The sequence below is a fragment of the Sulfurimonas sp. genome (genome assembly GCF_026988655.1).
Classification (GTDB): domain Bacteria; phylum Campylobacterota; class Campylobacteria; order Campylobacterales; family Sulfurimonadaceae; genus Sulfurimonas.
In genome coordinates, this window is record NZ_JALSKT010000080.1 from 12,935 (window position 1) to 29,494 (window position 16,560).

General features: G+C 36.9%; 18 protein-coding genes and 5 tRNA genes. 14 read left to right on the forward strand and 9 right to left on the reverse strand.

Annotation, left to right across the window (positions count from 1 at the left end):
- Positions 1–41 precede the first annotated feature (41 nt).
- The 7 genes from MV052_RS08575 (at position 42) to MV052_RS08605 (ending at position 7,031) form a co-directional block, all read left to right on the forward strand.
- Complete coding sequence (locus tag MV052_RS08575) at positions 42–1,229, forward strand: UDP-N-acetylglucosamine 4,6-dehydratase (protein WP_297443237.1); 1,188 nt, start codon at positions 42–44, stop codon at positions 1,227–1,229.
- Positions 1,230–1,415: 186 nt separating this feature from the next.
- Positions 1,416–2,555: a LegC family aminotransferase gene (locus MV052_RS08580; protein ID WP_297443240.1), complete on the forward strand. Its 1,140-nt coding sequence runs from the start codon at positions 1,416–1,418 to the stop codon at positions 2,553–2,555.
- The gene (locus MV052_RS08585) at positions 2,552–3,127 is read left to right on the forward strand and encodes a NeuD/PglB/VioB family sugar acetyltransferase (RefSeq protein WP_297443243.1); all 576 of its coding nucleotides are present in this window, start codon (positions 2,552–2,554) and stop codon (positions 3,125–3,127) included. The genes MV052_RS08580 and MV052_RS08585 overlap by 4 nt, the downstream gene beginning before the upstream one ends.
- Positions 3,124–4,122: an N-acetylneuraminate synthase gene (gene neuB / locus MV052_RS08590; RefSeq protein ID WP_297443246.1), complete on the forward strand. Its 999-nt coding sequence runs from the start codon at positions 3,124–3,126 to the stop codon at positions 4,120–4,122. The genes MV052_RS08585 and neuB overlap by 4 nt, the downstream gene beginning before the upstream one ends.
- Positions 4,119–5,297 carry a UDP-N-acetylglucosamine 2-epimerase gene (gene neuC / locus MV052_RS08595; protein ID WP_297443249.1) on the forward strand — a complete coding sequence of 393 codons (1,179 nt, stop codon included), beginning with the start codon at positions 4,119–4,121 and terminating at the stop codon, positions 5,295–5,297. Before neuB ends, neuC begins: the two co-directional genes overlap by 4 nt.
- Positions 5,284–6,330 carry a nucleotidyltransferase family protein gene (locus MV052_RS08600; protein ID WP_297443251.1) on the forward strand — a complete coding sequence of 349 codons (1,047 nt, stop codon included), beginning with the start codon at positions 5,284–5,286 and terminating at the stop codon, positions 6,328–6,330. Before neuC ends, MV052_RS08600 begins: the two co-directional genes overlap by 14 nt.
- Positions 6,330–7,031 (forward strand): acylneuraminate cytidylyltransferase family protein, encoded by a 702-nt coding sequence (locus tag MV052_RS08605; protein WP_297443255.1) that lies wholly within the window; start codon positions 6,330–6,332, stop codon positions 7,029–7,031. Before MV052_RS08600 ends, MV052_RS08605 begins: the two co-directional genes overlap by 1 nt.
- Here the strand turns inward: MV052_RS08605 and fliD are convergent.
- Entirely contained in the window at positions 7,028–8,425 is a 1,398-nt protein-coding gene (gene fliD, locus MV052_RS08610) for a flagellar filament capping protein FliD (RefSeq protein WP_297443258.1), read from the reverse strand. The two genes, MV052_RS08605 and fliD, sit on opposite strands and share 4 nt — an antisense overlap.
- 161 nt (positions 8,426–8,586) lie before the next feature.
- Between fliD and fliS the strand changes: the two genes are divergently transcribed.
- Positions 8,587–8,961: a flagellar export chaperone FliS gene (gene fliS, locus MV052_RS08615; RefSeq protein ID WP_297443261.1), complete on the forward strand. Its 375-nt coding sequence runs from the start codon at positions 8,587–8,589 to the stop codon at positions 8,959–8,961.
- Entirely contained in the window at positions 8,948–9,202 is a 255-nt protein-coding gene (locus MV052_RS08620) for a hypothetical protein (RefSeq protein ID WP_297443264.1), read from the forward strand. Before fliS ends, MV052_RS08620 begins: the two co-directional genes overlap by 14 nt.
- Here MV052_RS08620 and MV052_RS08625 read toward each other — a convergent pair.
- Positions 9,192–9,890, reverse strand: a complete 699-nt coding sequence (locus tag MV052_RS08625; protein ID WP_297443267.1) for an SDR family NAD(P)-dependent oxidoreductase — start codon at positions 9,888–9,890, stop codon at positions 9,192–9,194. The two genes, MV052_RS08620 and MV052_RS08625, sit on opposite strands and share 11 nt — an antisense overlap.
- 32 nt (positions 9,891–9,922) lie before the next feature.
- On the opposite strand from MV052_RS08625, the gene MV052_RS08630 reads away from it, so the two are divergent.
- Genes MV052_RS08630 through MV052_RS08640 form a run of 3 tightly spaced genes read left to right on the forward strand, consistent with a single transcriptional unit; the run spans position 9,923 to position 12,811 of the window.
- Positions 9,923–10,750, forward strand: a complete 828-nt coding sequence (locus MV052_RS08630) for an HAD-IIB family hydrolase (protein WP_297443269.1) — start codon at positions 9,923–9,925, stop codon at positions 10,748–10,750.
- Positions 10,743–11,978 (forward strand): sugar MFS transporter, encoded by a 1,236-nt coding sequence (locus MV052_RS08635; RefSeq protein WP_297443271.1) that lies wholly within the window; start codon positions 10,743–10,745, stop codon positions 11,976–11,978. Before MV052_RS08630 ends, MV052_RS08635 begins: the two co-directional genes overlap by 8 nt.
- The gene (locus MV052_RS08640) at positions 11,978–12,811 is read left to right on the forward strand and encodes a D-hexose-6-phosphate mutarotase (protein ID WP_297443275.1); all 834 of its coding nucleotides are present in this window, start codon (positions 11,978–11,980) and stop codon (positions 12,809–12,811) included. The genes MV052_RS08635 and MV052_RS08640 overlap by 1 nt, the downstream gene beginning before the upstream one ends.
- Before the next feature lie 2 nt (positions 12,812–12,813).
- Here the strand turns inward: MV052_RS08640 and MV052_RS08645 are convergent, their stop codons facing one another.
- The 6 genes from MV052_RS08645 to MV052_RS08670 all read right to left on the reverse strand — a co-directional run bounded on the left by MV052_RS08645 (position 12,814) and on the right by MV052_RS08670 (position 14,019).
- Complete coding sequence (locus MV052_RS08645) at positions 12,814–13,407, reverse strand: flavin reductase family protein (RefSeq protein ID WP_297443278.1); 594 nt, start codon at positions 13,405–13,407, stop codon at positions 12,814–12,816.
- 70 nt (positions 13,408–13,477) lie between these two features.
- Positions 13,478–13,562: transfer RNA gene (locus MV052_RS08650), tRNA-Leu, on the reverse strand.
- A gap of 54 nt (positions 13,563–13,616) precedes the next feature.
- Positions 13,617–13,693, reverse strand: a tRNA-Arg gene (locus MV052_RS08655).
- A gap of 6 nt (positions 13,694–13,699) precedes the next feature.
- Positions 13,700–13,776 (reverse strand) — tRNA-Arg (locus tag MV052_RS08660).
- A gap of 48 nt (positions 13,777–13,824) precedes the next feature.
- Positions 13,825–13,901, reverse strand: a tRNA-His gene (locus MV052_RS08665).
- A gap of 40 nt (positions 13,902–13,941) precedes the next feature.
- Positions 13,942–14,019 (reverse strand) — tRNA-Pro (locus tag MV052_RS08670).
- Positions 14,020–14,165: 146 nt separating this feature from the next.
- Here MV052_RS08670 and MV052_RS08675 point away from each other — a divergent pair.
- The gene (locus MV052_RS08675; RefSeq protein WP_297443281.1) at positions 14,166–15,503 is read left to right on the forward strand and encodes a sodium-dependent transporter; all 1,338 of its coding nucleotides are present in this window, start codon (positions 14,166–14,168) and stop codon (positions 15,501–15,503) included.
- Positions 15,504–15,779 (forward strand): hypothetical protein, encoded by a 276-nt coding sequence (locus MV052_RS08680; protein ID WP_297443284.1) that lies wholly within the window; start codon positions 15,504–15,506, stop codon positions 15,777–15,779.
- Between the two features lies 1 nt (position 15,780).
- On the opposite strand, the gene MV052_RS08685 is transcribed toward MV052_RS08680, so the two are convergent.
- The gene (locus MV052_RS08685; protein ID WP_297443287.1) at positions 15,781–16,560 is read right to left on the reverse strand and encodes a thiazole synthase; all 780 of its coding nucleotides are present in this window, start codon (positions 16,558–16,560) and stop codon (positions 15,781–15,783) included.

Consider the following 16,560-nt stretch of genomic DNA (forward strand, 5'->3'; position numbering starts at 1 on the left):
TATACCAAATTTAATGGTATAGAAGTTGCTAGTAACTTCACATGAATGTTTTAAAACTAATAGGCAGAGAAAAAGAACTTTTTCTAAATGATATACAAAAATATAAAAATGAATTAACCAAGATTGTATGTAATGCAAAATTTTTGGTGCTTGGCGGTGCAGGAAGCATAGGGAGTGCTGTAGTAAAAGAGATTTTTAAACGCAATCCTAAAAAGCTCCATGTAGTTGATATCTCAGAGAACAATTTAACAGAACTTGTGCGTGATATTCGCAGCTCACATGGTTATATTGATGGAGAATTTGCAACTTATGCCCTTGATATAGGTTCGATTGAGTATGATGCTTTTATTACTCAAGATGGAGAGTATGATTATGTGCTCAATCTCTCAGCCTTAAAACATGTACGCAGTGAAAAAGACCCCTTTACTTTGATGCGGATGATTGAAACAAATATATTTAACACCGATAAAACGCTCAAGCAATCAATTGAGCAGGGAGTAAAGAAATATTTTTGTGTCTCAACTGACAAGGCAGCTAACCCAGTTAATATGATGGGAGCAAGCAAGCGGATTATGGAGATGTTTGTGCATAGAAATTCCACGCAAATTGATGTCTCTATGGCACGCTTTGCCAATGTTGCTTTTAGTGATGGCTCACTACTACATGGATTTAACCAAAGGCTTGAGAAAAAACAGCCCATCGTAGCACCCAATGATATCAAACGCTACTTTGTAACACCAAAAGAGAGTGGAGAACTTTGTTTGATGAGCTGCATATTTGGTGAAAATCGTGATATTTTCTTTCCAAAACTCTCAGAAGCTCTGCATCTCATTAGCTTTGCCGATATTGCAGTTAAATATCTACAAGAAAAAGGGTATGAGCCTTATCTTTGCAGCAGTGAAGATGAAGCAAGATCCTTGGCAAAAACACTGCCAGAACAAGGAAAATGGCCCTGTTTGTTCACACAAAGTGACACAACGGGAGAGAAAGATTTTGAAGAGTTTTTTACCGAGAATGAAATACTTGATATGAAACGCTTTAAAAATCTTGGAGTCATTAAAAATGAACTCGATTTTGATGCGCAACTTTTAGAGAAGTTTGAAACAGAGATAGAGCAGATGCTTGCAAAAAAATCATGGAATAAAGAACAGATAGTAGAACTTTTTTTAGAGCTTCTGCCAAACCTTGAGTATGAAGATAAGAAAAAATATCTTGATGGTAAGATGTGAGACACGTCAAGAAAACGAGAACTGCTTCTCGTTTTTAGCGTCGGAACCACAGACGATGTCCGAAGGACCGTCGAGGACTTGCGCGAAATTGCAACCACAGACGATGTCCGAAGGACCGTCGAGGACTTGCGCGAAATTGCAACCACAGACGATGTCCGAAGGAGCGTCGAGGACAAAGGAAACAACTTGAATAAAAAAATCATCAATTTCATCCAAAATATTTACCAGACAAAAGAGTTTATTTCTCTCCATGAACCCCGCTTTAGAGGCAATGAAAAAAAATACTTAAATGAGTGTATAGACTCTACATTTGTATCAAGTGTTGGAGCATTTGTTGATAGGTTTGAGAAAGATTTGGCTTCTTATGTGGGTGCGAAATATGCCGTTGCAACAGTCAATGGAACAAGCGCTTTGCATGCAGCACTCATGGTCGCTGATGTTTCACAAGGAGATGAAGTTCTCACGCAGGCACTTACCTTTGTGGCTACATGTAATGCCATAAGTTATTGTGATGCTAAACCTGTTTTTATTGATGTCGATTTAGATACTCTTGGTATGAGTGCAAAGAATTTAGAGATATTTTTGCAAAAAAACTGTGTAGTAAAGAATGGTGAATGTATCAACAAAACAACGAACAAAAGAGTGAAAGCCTGTGTGCCGATGCATACTTTTGGACACCCTTGTGAAATTGATGCAATCGCTACACTTTGCAAAAAATGGCACATTACACTTATAGAAGATGCCGCAGAGAGTTTGGGAAGTTTTTACAAACAAAATCATACTGGAACTTTTGGGAAAATGGGTTGCTTTAGTTTTAATGGTAACAAAATTATCACCGCTGGTGGAGGTGGCGCTATAGTTACCGATGATGAAGCAGTGGCAAAAAAGCTCAAACATCTTACAACAACGGCAAAAGTACCGCATAAATGGGAGTATGCTCATGATATAATAGGGTATAATTATCGCCTTCCAAATCTCAATGCAGCACTTCTTGTAGCACAACTTGAAGAATTAGAAGATTTTTTAGCCTCAAAAAGGCTCTTGGCACAAAAATATATACAGTTTTTTGAAGATTTTGACGATATAACATTCATTAAAGAGCCACAAAATACTCAATCAAACTATTGGCTCAATGCCATTACATGTAAAGATAAAAAGATGAGAGATGCGTTGCTGGAAATTACTAACAAAAATGGAATTATGACACGTCCAATATGGAAACTGATGAGTGAGTTAGCAATGTTTAAAGATTGTCAAAATGATAGTCTGAAAAACTCAAAATATTTGAGTGAGCGAGTTATAAATATTCCAAGTAGTGTGCTATGAAAGAAAAAATTATACTGCTCGGCGGTGGGGGACACTGCAAAAGTGTCATTGATGTGATTGAGCAAGAGGGGAGATTTCAAATTGCTGGTATTGTTGAAAAGTTTGTTGGGGAATCCAAACCTGTTTTAGGCTATCCACTTATTGGCACTGACGATGAACTTGAGGAGTTACGCAAAAAATACAAGTACGCCATTGTTAGTGTTGGGCATATCAAGTCAAACAGTGTGCGGGTAAAGCTGTTTGAAAAGTTAGAAGCATTTTCGTTCTCCATCCCCACAATCATCTCCCCATTTGCTTATGTTTCACCTCACGCAACCATAGAAAAAGGAACCGTTGTTATGCATCATGCTGTAATGAACGCTGGAGTAAAAGTTGGAAAAAACTGTATCATTAATTCAAAAGCACTCTTAGAACACGATACACAAGTTGGTGATTATTGTCATATCTCCACAGGAGCACTCCTTAACGGTGATGTCACAGTCAAAGCAAACAGTTTTGTCGGCAGTGGTGCCATTGCAGTACAGGGGTCTGTTGTCAATGGATTTGTAAAAGCGAGGAGTATTGTCAAATGAGCGTGTTTATTATTGCAGAAGCAGGAGTTAATCATGATGGAAGTATAAAACTTGCCAAACAACTTATAGATGTTGCAAGCGATGCAGGGGCAGATGCTGTAAAATTTCAAACATTTAAAGCAGAAAAACTGGTAAGTAAAAATGCCAAAAAAGCCGAGTATCAGCAAGCAAATATGCAAGATGAGGATAATTCTCAATTTGCTATGCTTAAAAAACTTGAGTTGGATAGTCAAACACACAAAGAACTCATCAGCTATTGCAAAACAAAAAATATTATGTTTCTCTCCACCCCTTTTGATTTGGATAGCGTTGATTTGCTCAGTGATTTGGGATTGGAGATTTTTAAAATCCCAAGCGGAGAGATTACCAATCTGCCATATCTTAGAAAAATAGCCAAGCTGGGTAAAAAAATAGTGCTATCAACAGGGATGGCAACACTTAGCGAAGTTGAAGATGCTTTAAATGTGCTTACATGTAACGGCACAAAAAAAGAAAATATAACAGTACTGCATGCAAATACCATGTATCCAACACCGATGGAGGATGTTAATTTAAAAGCGATGCTTACAATTGGCAAAACTTTTGATGTGGCGTATGGATACAGTGACCACACCCTTGGCATAGAAGTCCCAACGGCTGCTGTAGCACTTGGGGCGAGTGTCATTGAAAAACATTTTACTCTTGATAAAACAATGCAAGGCCCCGATCATAAAGCAAGTCTTGAACCTTATGAACTAAAAGCGATGGTACAGGCAATTCGAAACATAGAAAAAGCGATGGGTAATGGAGTTAAAAAACCAAGCAAAAGTGAAGCCCCAAATATAAAAGTAGCAAGAAAATCTATAGTAGCAAGCAGAGTCATTAAAAAAGGAGAAGTTTTTAGTGGAGAAAATATTACTGTAAAACGACCAGCAGATGGGATAAGCCCGATGAAATGGGATGAGGTTATTGGATCCATTGCACAAAAAGATTACAAAGCAGATGAACCAATATGAATAAGCGAAAAATATGTGTTATAACCACAACACGAGCGGAGTATGGACTTTTGAAGCCGCTTATGCGAGAAATACAAAAAGATGATGCCCTCATTTTGCAACTCATTGTAAGCGGTACACATTTGAGTAAAGAGTATGGTAAAACTTTTAAAGAGATAGAAAATGACTTTACTATTGATGCCAAAGTTCCCTTTACATGTAATAGCGACGCAAAAGAAGAACTTTCCTGTGCTATGGCAAAACTGCAATGTGAAATGACACAAACACTTGACCAGTTACAACCTGACATTGTTGTTGTTTTAGGAGATAGATATGAGATATTAGGCTGTGCTTTGGCTGCGTTTATGTTACAGATCCCTATTGCACATATTCATGGTGGGGAGATTACCGAAGGGGCGATTGATGATGCTATTCGCCATAGCATTACAAAACTTTCTGCACTTCATTTTACATCAACAGAAGTTTATAGACAAAGAGCCATTCAGCTTGGAGAAAATCCTCAAAGAGTTTTGAATGTAGGCTCTTTAGGAGTAGAAAATATAAAAAAAATACAGTTACTTTCAAAAGAAGCATTAGAAGCGTCTATGAATTTTCACCTTGGTAAAAAAAATCTTCTTGTAACATTCCATCCTCAAACACTAAGTAATTTAGCTCCTAAAGAACAATTTCAAAGAGTTTTGAAAGCTTTGGATTATTTCAAAGATATAAAAGTCATTTTTACAAAAGCAAATGCTGATGCAGGTGGTAAAATTATTAATGAAATGATAGACAGCTATGTGGAAAAAAACAGACAAAGGTGTGTTGCGTTTGCATCTTTAGGACAGCTTCGCTATTTTAGTGCTATTAAGTATGTTGATGCAGTTGTAGGAAACAGCTCAAGTGGAATTTTGGAAGTGCCGAGTTTTCATAAAACTACAATAAATATCGGAGAAAGGCAAAAAGGACGTGTTCAGGCAGATTCGGTAATTACCTGTATCATTGAAACCCACGCAATTAAAACTGCTATTGAAAAAGTGTATGATGAAAGATGGCAACAAGATCTTCAAAAGATACACAATCCATATGAGGGAACGCAAACTGCTTCAAGTATAAAAGAGAGTTTGAAAAATACGCCATTGAATGAACTAAAATACAAAACATTCTATGACATAGAGGTAGAAAATGCAAAACTATAAAAATGTTTTACTCAACCAGCATGCGAGTATAAAAGATGCTCTTGGAGTCATTGACAAAGGTGCTATTCGTATTGCAATTGTTTTGGATGACAATGAGAAAGTTGTTGGAACGCTGACAGATGGTGATATTCGCAGGGGATTGTTGAATGGGCTAACTTTAGAGTCTTCCATTGAGAGTCTTTACTTTAAAGAACCTACTCTTGCAAATATTAATGACTCAAAAGAACTTATCATTCAAAAAGCGATTCGTAAGCAAATCTACCAAATACCTATTGTCGATGATGAGGGAAAACTTGTCAAAATTGAAGATTTAGCAAAACTGCTCAAAACAAACGCCAAGCAAAATCGTGTCATTTTGATGGCAGGAGGACTTGGAACGCGACTGCGACCTCTCACGCAAGATGTACCAAAGCCACTCTTAAAAGTTGGAAATAAACCGATTTTAGAGACTATCATAGAAAACTTTGCAAAATATGGTTTTGTAAATATCACAATTAGTGTGAATTATAAAGCAAAGATGATAAAAGAGTATTTCGGTGATGGAAGTGCATTAGGCGTAAATATTGATTATATTGAGGAGAGCAAACGCCTTGGAACAGCAGGAGCACTCTCCCTGATAGAAGAACGCCCCCAAGAACCATTTTTTGTAATGAATGCAGACTTACTCACAAATGTCAATTTTGAGCACCTTTTAGATTTTCACTCTTTTGAAAAATCTGTAGCAACAATGTGTGTCAGAGAATATGACTATCAAGTCCCTTATGGAGTCATTCAGACAGATGGAAGCCGCATCCTTTCAATAGCAGAGAAACCTGTCCATAAATTTTTTGTAAATGCCGGTATCTATGTCCTTTCTCCCCAAGCTTTTGAGTATATTCCAAAAGGTGAATTTTATGATATGCCGACACTTTTTGAAGATATTATAAAAGATGAACTCAAAACTATATCATTTCCTATTCATGAATATTGGCTCGATATTGGTCGTATGAGTGATTTTGAGCAGGCACAAGTTGAGTATAAAGAGATATTTTAATGTTACATAAGAAAACTTTTTTAGCTGTTATTCCTGCAAGAGGCGGTTCTAAAAGGCTGCCTCGCAAAAATGTCCTAGATCTAGCGGGAAAGCCTTTGATTTCATGGAGTATAGAAGCAGCAAAAAAAAGTAAATATATTGATGAAGTTATTGTTTCAAGTGATGATGATGAGATATTAGGCATTGCGCATTCTTTGGATGTGACTGCATTAAAACGTCCTGCAATACTCTCGACTGATACAGCTACAACGCTTGAAGTTATACAACATCTGATAAAAAACTTTGAAAAACAATACACACATCTTATTTTACTGCAACCAACTAGTCCACTACGAGAGAGTGAAGATATTGACAAGGCAATAGAGCTTTTGGATAAAAAAAATGCTGATGCTGTTGTAAGTGTATGTGAAATGGAGCATTCACCGCTTTGGTCCAATACACTGCCAAAAGACAACAGCATGACAACTTTTTTGAATAAAGAAATTTTAAATAAAAGAAGCCAAGATTTAGAAACATACTACCGGCTAAATGGTGCAATATATGTTATAAATATCCAAAAACTTTTAGAAAAGAAAAGCTTTTTTTTGGAAAAAAATATATATGCATATGTAATGGATCAAAAAAAGTCTATTGATATTGACACAAAACTAGACTTTGATATAGCCGGTTATATGTTCTCTTTGTTTAAGCAGAAAAATTAGTTGCTACTGTTTGCTTGTGCATCTATCATACTTTGCAGTGACGCAAATTCTGCATTTAATCGACTAATCATTGCATCATAAGCAATGAATTGTTGGGTCATTATATCATAACGACTATCTAAAGATGCTTGTGCTCTTTCTCTTGAATCTGCAAGGTTTTGCGCATCTTTTGTAAGTCCATTATCAAAATTTGAAAGAAGCCCTCCATATCCAGTGTATTGTTTCACTTTATCATCTAGGTTTGTGAAGTACCCTGTAATATCATTGCCGTTTTCATCAACACCACCTGCGAAGAAAGTTTTTACACTCTCAGGGTCACTTTGGAGTTTTGATTCTAAAACACTACTATCAAAACTCATTACCCCATATCTGTCAACTTCAATTCCGTAATCCATTAAAGACCCATCATTTGACCCAAACCTGCTTGTTACAGAGCTAGCCATATCCCTTTTGAGACCATTGACAAAACTATCTCCTTGAAAAATACCGACACTCCCCTGTTCTTGATCAAAAACAGTCATATCGTTGAGGTTAGTCATTAAAGTGTTGTAATTATCAACGAACATCTGTACTTCATCAACAATTTTTTGTGTATCTTGGTTGATGGTTACATTTGAAAAATCTCCCTCCTGTGTAAGAGTTATATTTACACCTAAAATGAGATCACTAATCTCATTTGTAGAACGGGTAGTTGTTATGCCATTATATTTAAAAACAGCATCTGTTCCATCTTGAATTTTTTGATAACCATCTACTGCTGTTGTATCAAAGAGAGCAGCATCAAGTGAACCTGTTCCATTAGTGCCATCATCTGTATCTGTAATAGTTATGGCTTGATTTGCCCCTGTTTCTTTTGAGGAGAGGACAAGACTGAATGCTCCGGAACTAGTTTCTAATATTGAAGCATCTATCTGTGTTCCTGCAATATCTGTTATGGACTGTGCCAGGCTTTCTAAAGTTGTTGTAGTATCATAATCAATATTATAGGTAGTACCGTTGATGTCAAGATTCAAAACACCGGCTGCAGAAGCTATAGGGGAAGTTGTACTGCTGAGTGCGCCAAATTTTGTTATATCTTTTTTTGCTAAGGTCACTGTTTCAAGAGTAAATGAGTCAACATTGGCTCCGGCTTCAACGCTTACTTCTGCAGAGCCACTGACATCAACAGTTTTGTTATCAAAAAGAGTGTCGTTACTAAGTGCAAAAGTACTTCCTTTAAAGGTATTCATATAAGAAGAAAGTAAATCGTATGACTGTTGTTTTTGGTTGTTAGTCTCAATTTTTTTATCAATAGGATCTATAATATTTGCTGTATCTGCAGCTTTGAGCTGATCAATTACATCTGATGTTAAAACACCTGAACCAATTCCGAGAGAGCTTATACTTCCTGCCATAATAAAATCCTTCTTTTATGTATTATACGCTAAATCGTCAAAATAGACAAAAACTTTAGAAAAATTTCGGATATTTTTTTTGCTAAATTTCGGTTCAAGTAATTCAAAATCTTGTCGATATAGGTTGAATGAACAATGAAAAAAACAAAAAGGAATCTGCGATGTACAGCAATGTAGCATATAATATTTATAATCAAAATAATGTCAGTATAGAATCACCGGAAAAATTAATAGAGATGATGTATGAGGGCGTTTTGCGTTTTAATGCACAGGCAAAAAAAGCTATTTTAGATGAAAACAATACAAAAAAAGTCTATTGGATAAACCGTGCTATTGCAGTCATTGTAGAACTTATTGCAGTACTGGACAAATCGCAGGGGGATATTGCAGTCTATTTGGACGGACTCTATAATTATCAAATACAGTTATTAAGTTATGCCAATATTGAAAATAATACAGAAAAAATTGATGAGGTAAGCAATGTCTTTAAAGGTCTGCTTGCAGGCTGGAGAGAAACAACAAATGTGGCACACTAAACTGCAAATCGCCATTATAGAAAAAAATGTGCAAGAGATTGATATGCTTGTATCCCAAATGCCGACATTTGAGACACAAGAGCAGATGGAGTCTGCTGCATCACTCATAAAAGAAGCGCTCAAAGTTTTACAGCAAATGAAAAATGAAACAGGAGAGACTTTACAAAAGTTGCGTCAGCATAAAGATTTTTTAGCCTCTACACAAAATCAAGCCCCCAATACACTTGACATTATTTCTTAGACTTTTTGGCAATACCAAAATGCAGACTTCTGAGTGTATATTCACTTACAACTGCCCCTTTTCTCATGGTTAAAATATGTGCAACTGCATCGGCAATATCTGAGGCAAGTAGTTTTTCATCCTCTTTTTGACTGACATCAAAACGCAGTTCATCATAAAAACTGCTTTGTGTCATATCCGGATTTATGTTTGTTATACTGAGTCTGCTTTTTCTTGTTTCTTCAAAAAGTGCATCACCAAAAGCTTTTAAGCCTGCCTTTGTAGCACTATATACCGCCGCAAATTTACTTGCTCTGAGTGCTTCTATGGAATTTATGTTGATGAGGTAGCCTTCATTCTCTTTGAGTGAACGCAAGAGGGCATTTGTGAGCAGCATCGGGACAGTAAGGTTTACAAAAGTCATAGTGGTGATGGTATTTACATGTAACGCTTCATGTGGCTCAAATCTGCCAAAGCCTGCGCAGTTTATGAGTATAAAAATGTTTTCTTTTTTGAGTTTTTGGCATAACTGTATTGTCTCTTCTTCTTTTGCAAGGTTACATGTAACTGCATGAAAGTTAGCATGATTAAAATCATCATCTTTTACACTTCTGCTAACACCTATAACTTCATACCCAAGCGTTAGCAGTCTGTTTGTTATTGCTTTTCCTATGCCGCTGCTTGCACCTGTTACTACTGCTTTGTTCAAAGTTTACCTCACAATTTTGATATACTACATCTATGAAAAATATTTACATAACAGACCTAGATCACACATTTTTACGGAGTGATTTATCTATCAGTGATTATACTAAAAAAATATGGAACTCGTATGCGCAGGACTCTATTTTATCCATTGCAACAGCGAGAACATACAAAAAAACTGCACAGTTTTTGGATGGTGTGAGCGTGAATGCTCCTATGATACTTCTTGATGGTGCACTCATTGCTACGATGGATAAAAAGATAATTGACACAAAGTTTATCAACAAAGAAGTAGGGGATGTCATCATAGATGAGGGTGCAAAGCTTGGAATTTATCCTTTTGTTCTCTCTTTGGTGGATACGCAACTAAATGAAGCTTTTTCCTACTCGAGCATACTTAATAGTTATCAAAGTGAAATCATTAAACGTTACTCAGATGATGATCATACCCATGTTTTTAAAGATTTGCGCGCGATGGAGGATAACTTCAAAATTGTTTATATGGCTGATGAAGCTATCTTAATCGAGTTAGAGAAAAACATCAAAGCAATTTTTAAAGAGGAGCTCAAGTATATCTTGGCTCCTGAAGCATATATGGGCTGCTACTTTTTGACCATACTGCATAAAGATGCGGACAAATCTCATGGGATACGAAGTGTGAGTGAAGCGATGGGATTTGACTTGACTCGTTTGAGTGTTTTTGGAGATAACTTTAATGACATAGGTATGTTTGAACTTGCAAATGTTTCTGTAGCAGTTGCAAATGCACAAGAGGGTGTCAAAGCAAAAGCAGATATTGTTCTAGAGCATACAAATGATGAAGATGGTGTAGCAAAGTATCTTGAGAGTTTACGTCATGGATAAAAAATCAAGTTTGATTCCTATGCTTATCATTGGAGTTTTATTTTTTATTTTTGGGTTTGTTACTTGGCTCAATGGCTCACTTATTCCGTATCTTAAAGTCATTTGTGATTTAAATGAATTTGAAGCACTTTTTGTGACTTTTGCTTTTTACATTGCCTACACTGTCATGGCTTTTCCTATGGCAATGCTTTTAGAAAAAACAGGATATAAAAAAGGAATGGCACTGGGTTTGTTTGTCATGAGTTTGGGGGCTTTGTTATTTATCCCTGCAGCTTTGCGTGCTGAATATTTTATCTTTTTAAGTGCTCTTTTTGTACTGGGAACTGGGCTTACAATACTTCAAACGGCATCAAATCCCTACATTGTACTCATAGGAGATATAGAGTCTGCAGCGATGCGTATTAGCATTATGGGCCTTATAAATAAAAGTGCGGGAGTCTTAGCTCCCCTGCTTTTTACTGCGTTTATACTCTCAGATATTGGCACAACAAATGCACTCGAAACTGTGGACACAACAAAACTAGCACATATACTTATAACACCCTATATTGTTATGGCTGTTATCTTGTTTGTTTTGAGTTTGTTTGTTTTATTTTCTTCACTTGAAGAGCTAAAGTTTGAAGATGATGTTTATGATACTTCAAATATTTTTGCTTTTCCTCGGGTAATTTTAGGGGCGGTTGCACTCTTTTTTTATGTTGGCATAGAAGTCATAGCTGGCGATACTATCGGTCTATATGCTCAAAGTCTTGGTGTGCCAAATGCAACTGCATTGACCTCATATACTATGAGTTTTATGGTTTTAGGCTATCTTATCGGTGTCTTTTTTATCCCCAAATATTTGTCTCAAGAAAAAGCCTTGATACTCTCAGCACTCAGCGGAATAGTGTTACTGCTTGGGGTTGCCTTTAGCTCGGTAACTGGGTCACACATCATCACTGGTATCCCTGATAGTGTTGCATTTGTAGCTATCTTAGGTTTGGCAAATGCACTTGTTTGGCCGACTATCTGGCCTTTGGCTTTGAAAGACTTAGGAAAACATACAGCAAAAGCAAGTGCCTTGCTCATTATGGCTATAGCAGGTGGGGCGCTCATTCCTTTAGTTTTTGGGAAAATAGCACAAATTACAGAAAATATGCAAGAGGCTTACCTTCTTGGGATAGTCTGTTATTTGATTATTTTGTTTTATGCACTTAAAGGGCATAAATTACAAAGTTGGAGAGCATAATGGTGACATTGAAAAAGTTTGATAATGGGTTTGCGTATATAGAAATTCAAAATCTAAACGCAGTAGCAAAGATTGCTCTGCAGGGTGCGCATATATTTGAGTATAAACGCAGTAATGGTGAAGATATTTTATGGTTAAGTGATAAAAGTGATTTTGAGGAGGGTAAAGCCATTCGTGGCGGTGTACCGATTTGTTGGCCACGTTTTGGCTCTTTTGACAGCGCACTACCGCCACACGGTTTTGCAAGAACAATGCTTTTTACATTTTTGGGAGCCAAAGAGATAGATGAAGGAAGAACAGTTGTTTCTTTTAAACTTCAAGATAATCCACAAAGTAGGGAGATATGGGAGTATAAATTTGAACTAGAAGTGAACTTTATCATTGGAGATACTTTAGAGATAGAGCTCAAAACTACAAACAAAGATGACAAAGAGTTTATGATAACCCAAGCATTGCACTCTTATTTTAATGTTTCAGAGATTAACAATGTCAAAATTTTAGGACTTGAAGATAAACCCTATCTTGATACTTTAACAAACAAAGAAGAACTCCAAAAAGGGGAAATATTTTTTGATAAAGAGGTAGATAGAGTCTATCAAGATGTGAAAAATGAGATAGTATTAGCTGATAATCTAAAAGAGTTACATCTAAACGCAGTAGGTTCATCTTCAGCTATAGTTTGGAATCCTTGGATAGATAAATGCGCTCGTATGAGTGCCATGGATAAAGAGGCTTACAGAGAGTTTGTATGTATCGAGAGTGCCAATGCGCAAGAAGATTTTAGGATAGTGTGCGCAGGGGAGAGCCACGCCCTTAACCTTACTATAGAGTAGTATTAAGGAATTTTTGGAGGATTAATCTCTTCGCCTAAAAGTGCGTAACTTTTACCGACTCTTGCTAGTGGCTCGAAGTCTATAGTTAGTCGCTCTTTATCTGAGATATTTTCATCTGCAATGTATTGATGTTTGATCTCTATGATAAGTGGGATAGTTGCACTCCCTCGTAAATCAACCTCTTGATAAAACTCACAAAAAAATGCACTTGGAACACCCTCTATCATTGGTGGAAAATCTTCTACGACCTCTTTTGTAGGAATGTGAAACTCTTTTTCTTCACTGAGATCTGCTGTGAGTTCTTTTGAAGAGTAGTGCATCAGTTCTAAATGCTCAGGTTTAACCATACAAATAGTACATTTTTTTGTTTCTCTGATATTTTTAAGTGTATCTTTTTCGCTGCCATCTGATTTGTGTCCCACTGAGATAATCATGGTCGGAGGGTTTGATGAGAGCCCCATAAAGTAGCTAAAGGGAGCGATATTTGTGATACCATTGTTTTGGGTTATAACCCAGGCAATAGGGCGGGGGATGATGGTCTGTGCCATGAGTTTGTAATTTTCTTGAAACTTAGTATCTTTGTAATCAATTAACATATTAGTTCCTTTGTTTTGTATTAGAATAGTTTTTGAAAGTATGAGTTATGAAAGTTTGTTTTCTGTATAGTGGTGCGGATGAAAGGACTTGAACCTTCACACCTTGCGGCACCAGATCCTAAGTCTGGCGTGTCTACCAATTTCACCACATCCGCGTGGAATAAGTTTTTTATGTCACTTCTGACACGATAACATAATATTTCTATTAGTGGTACCCCCTACACGATTCGAACGTGTGGCCTACGCCTTAGAAGGGCGTTGCTCTATCCAGCTGAGCTAAGGAGGCAAAGAGTGGTACGCCCGATAGGATTCGAACCTATAACCCTCGGAGCCGAAATCCGAAACTCTATCCAGTTGAGCCACGGACGCTACTACATATTAGTTATTATTGTTATTAAGTTTATATTTTGTAAATTATGGGGTGGGATACGGGATTCGAACCCGCGACCCCCGGCACCACAAACCAGTGCTCTAACCAGCTGAGCTAATCCCACCATATATAAGTCTTGAATATAAACATAGTAATTTGAAAAGTGGTCGGGGTGAAAGGACTCGAACCTTCGGCCCCCTGGTCCCAAACCAGGTACTCTAACCATACTGAGCTACACCCCGACCTACACAATAATCAAACACAAGTGCTGATTAATGAGCCGGAATTATAGTCAATAATATAGAAAATGTCAATAGTATTTGTAAATTCTTTTATATATTTTTATTTTTTAAGTATAATAAGCGTAATTTAACACAGAAAGTGAAATATGAAAATAGCTAGATTTAGTAGAATTGGTTTTATATTAGCAGCAGCAGGAAGTGCTGTTGGGCTTGGTAATATCTGGAAATTTCCTTACATAGCAGGTGAATATGGTGGAGGAGCTTTTGTTTTAGTTTACCTGTTTACCGTGTTGCTTATTGGATTTTCCATAATGATAGCAGAAATGCTTATTGGGTATTTGGGTCGCCGTGATACAGTGACTTGTTTTGAAAAGCTTGCCCCAAAACATAAGCATTTGTGGAAACTCGCGGGTTTTCAAGGACTAGCAGGTCTATTTATCATGATCTTTTACTCTGTTGTGATAGGCTGGATATTTAACTATATTGTTACCTCATTATCGTATCTACCTGCGAGTGTAAAAGAATCAGAAGAAATTTTTACAGCAATGTTGCACACAAGCTTTTGGACACAATTTTTCTACCATACACTTTCATTTATTGGTATTATATATGTTTTACACAAAGGTTTAAAAGGTGGAATTGAAAAGCTAAATATGTATTTGATGCCTGCCTTGATGATTATTTTGGCTGCTATGTTTATTTATGCGACGACACTTGATGCTTTTGGACAAGCAGTCTCTTTTATGTTCTCTCCTGATTGGTCAAAAATAGATGCTGATGCTTTTGTTACAGCAGTTGGGCATGCTTTTTTTACGCTTAGTCTTGGTATGGGGGCGATTATGACGTACGCCGCTTCACTAGATAAAGAAGCCAATATAGTCAAAAGTGCTTTTTGGGTTGTTTTTTTAGACACTACTATAGCTATAGTCGCTGGTTTAATGTTGTTTACATTTTTATATCAATATGGATCAGGTCCTGCAAAAGGACCGGGCTTAGTCTTCATCTCACTCCCAGCGGCATTCTATGAGATGGGGATTATCGGAAATATCTTTGCTGTTTTATTTTTTATAGCGCTTGCTTTTGCTGGGCTGACATCATCTGTTTCTTTAGTTGAACCTATGGTACAGTACTTTATAGACCGTTTTGGCTGGAGTAGACTCAAAGCAACTGTCTCCATGGGAACATTCTTTTGGCTCTTTGGAATAGTGGCTATTCTTTCTAATATTGATGGAGCAAAAGAGTTTCTTACTTGGGGTGGAAAAAACTTTTTTGATTGGGTTGATTACTTTACGGCTGCTGTTATGTTACCTATTGGTGGCTTTTTAATGGCAGTATTTGTAGGTTTTGTTATCCCACGTTCTGAGGTTGAAGCAGTTATGAAACCCCAACTAAAATGGGCATTTCAACCGTGGTACTTTTCACTTCGCTACATTACTCCGGTGGCAATGTTTGTAGTTATGCTCTCTCTTATGGGAGTCTTATAAATGAAAAATTTAAAACAAGAGTGTATAGACCTTTTAAAGGCTCAAGGGATTAATCCGATTTCGAGTATAGACTTTGATGTCAATGGCACAGTGCATTCACTCTCTTTTGAGTATATCATAGAGACATATATGCAGGCTTCTGAAGAGTTAAAGTTAGTATTCGTTACAGCATTAAAAAAATCTGTAAATGCCAAAGAGATGGGAATAGAGAAGTTTTTTGAGGGAATGGGTCAACTACTTTTGATGACCCAACTCTCCTCAAAGTTTGAGAGCTGATTTAGAACTGGATAAGTCCATCAACAGGACTTGATGCAGTAGCATAAGGACGTTTAGCAATTCTTCCTGCAAGATAACTCATGCGACCAGCTTGAACAGCATGTTTCATCGCCTCTGCCATAAGCATAGGGTTTTGTGCTTGAGCGATTGCAGTGTTGGTTAAAACACCCTCAGCACCTAACTCCATTGCATAAGCTGCATCACTTGCACAACCGATTCCCGCATCAACAATTACCGGTACATTTACAGCATCTTTAATAAAGGCAACATTGTATGGGTTTTGAATTCCAAGTCCACTTCCAATAGGCGCAGCAAGAGGCATGATAGCATTTGCACCAGCATCTTCTAAACGTTTTGCCATAATCGGATCATCTGAAGTGTAAGCCATGATTGTAAAGCCCTCTTTAGAGAGAATTTCACAAGCTTTGATAGTCTCTAAAACATCAGGATAAAGCGTTTTTTTTGTGTCACCGATAACTTCCAGCTTGATTAAGTCAATACCAGTTGCTTCACGTGTTAAACGAAATGTTGTTATTGCTTCTTCAGCTGTTACACATCCAGCAGAGTTTGGTAAAAATTTTACATTTGTTCCAGCAAAAGTATCACGAAGATTTTCTTTGTCAGGGTCTGTAATATTTAAACGTCTAACTGCAACAGTGATAAGTTCACTTCCACTTGCAAGTGTTGCTTCTTTTGTCATCTCAAATGAGTCATATTTTCCACTTCCAACAATAAGACGTGAACCGAGTTCATATTTTCCAATTTTTAGTATATTATCCAT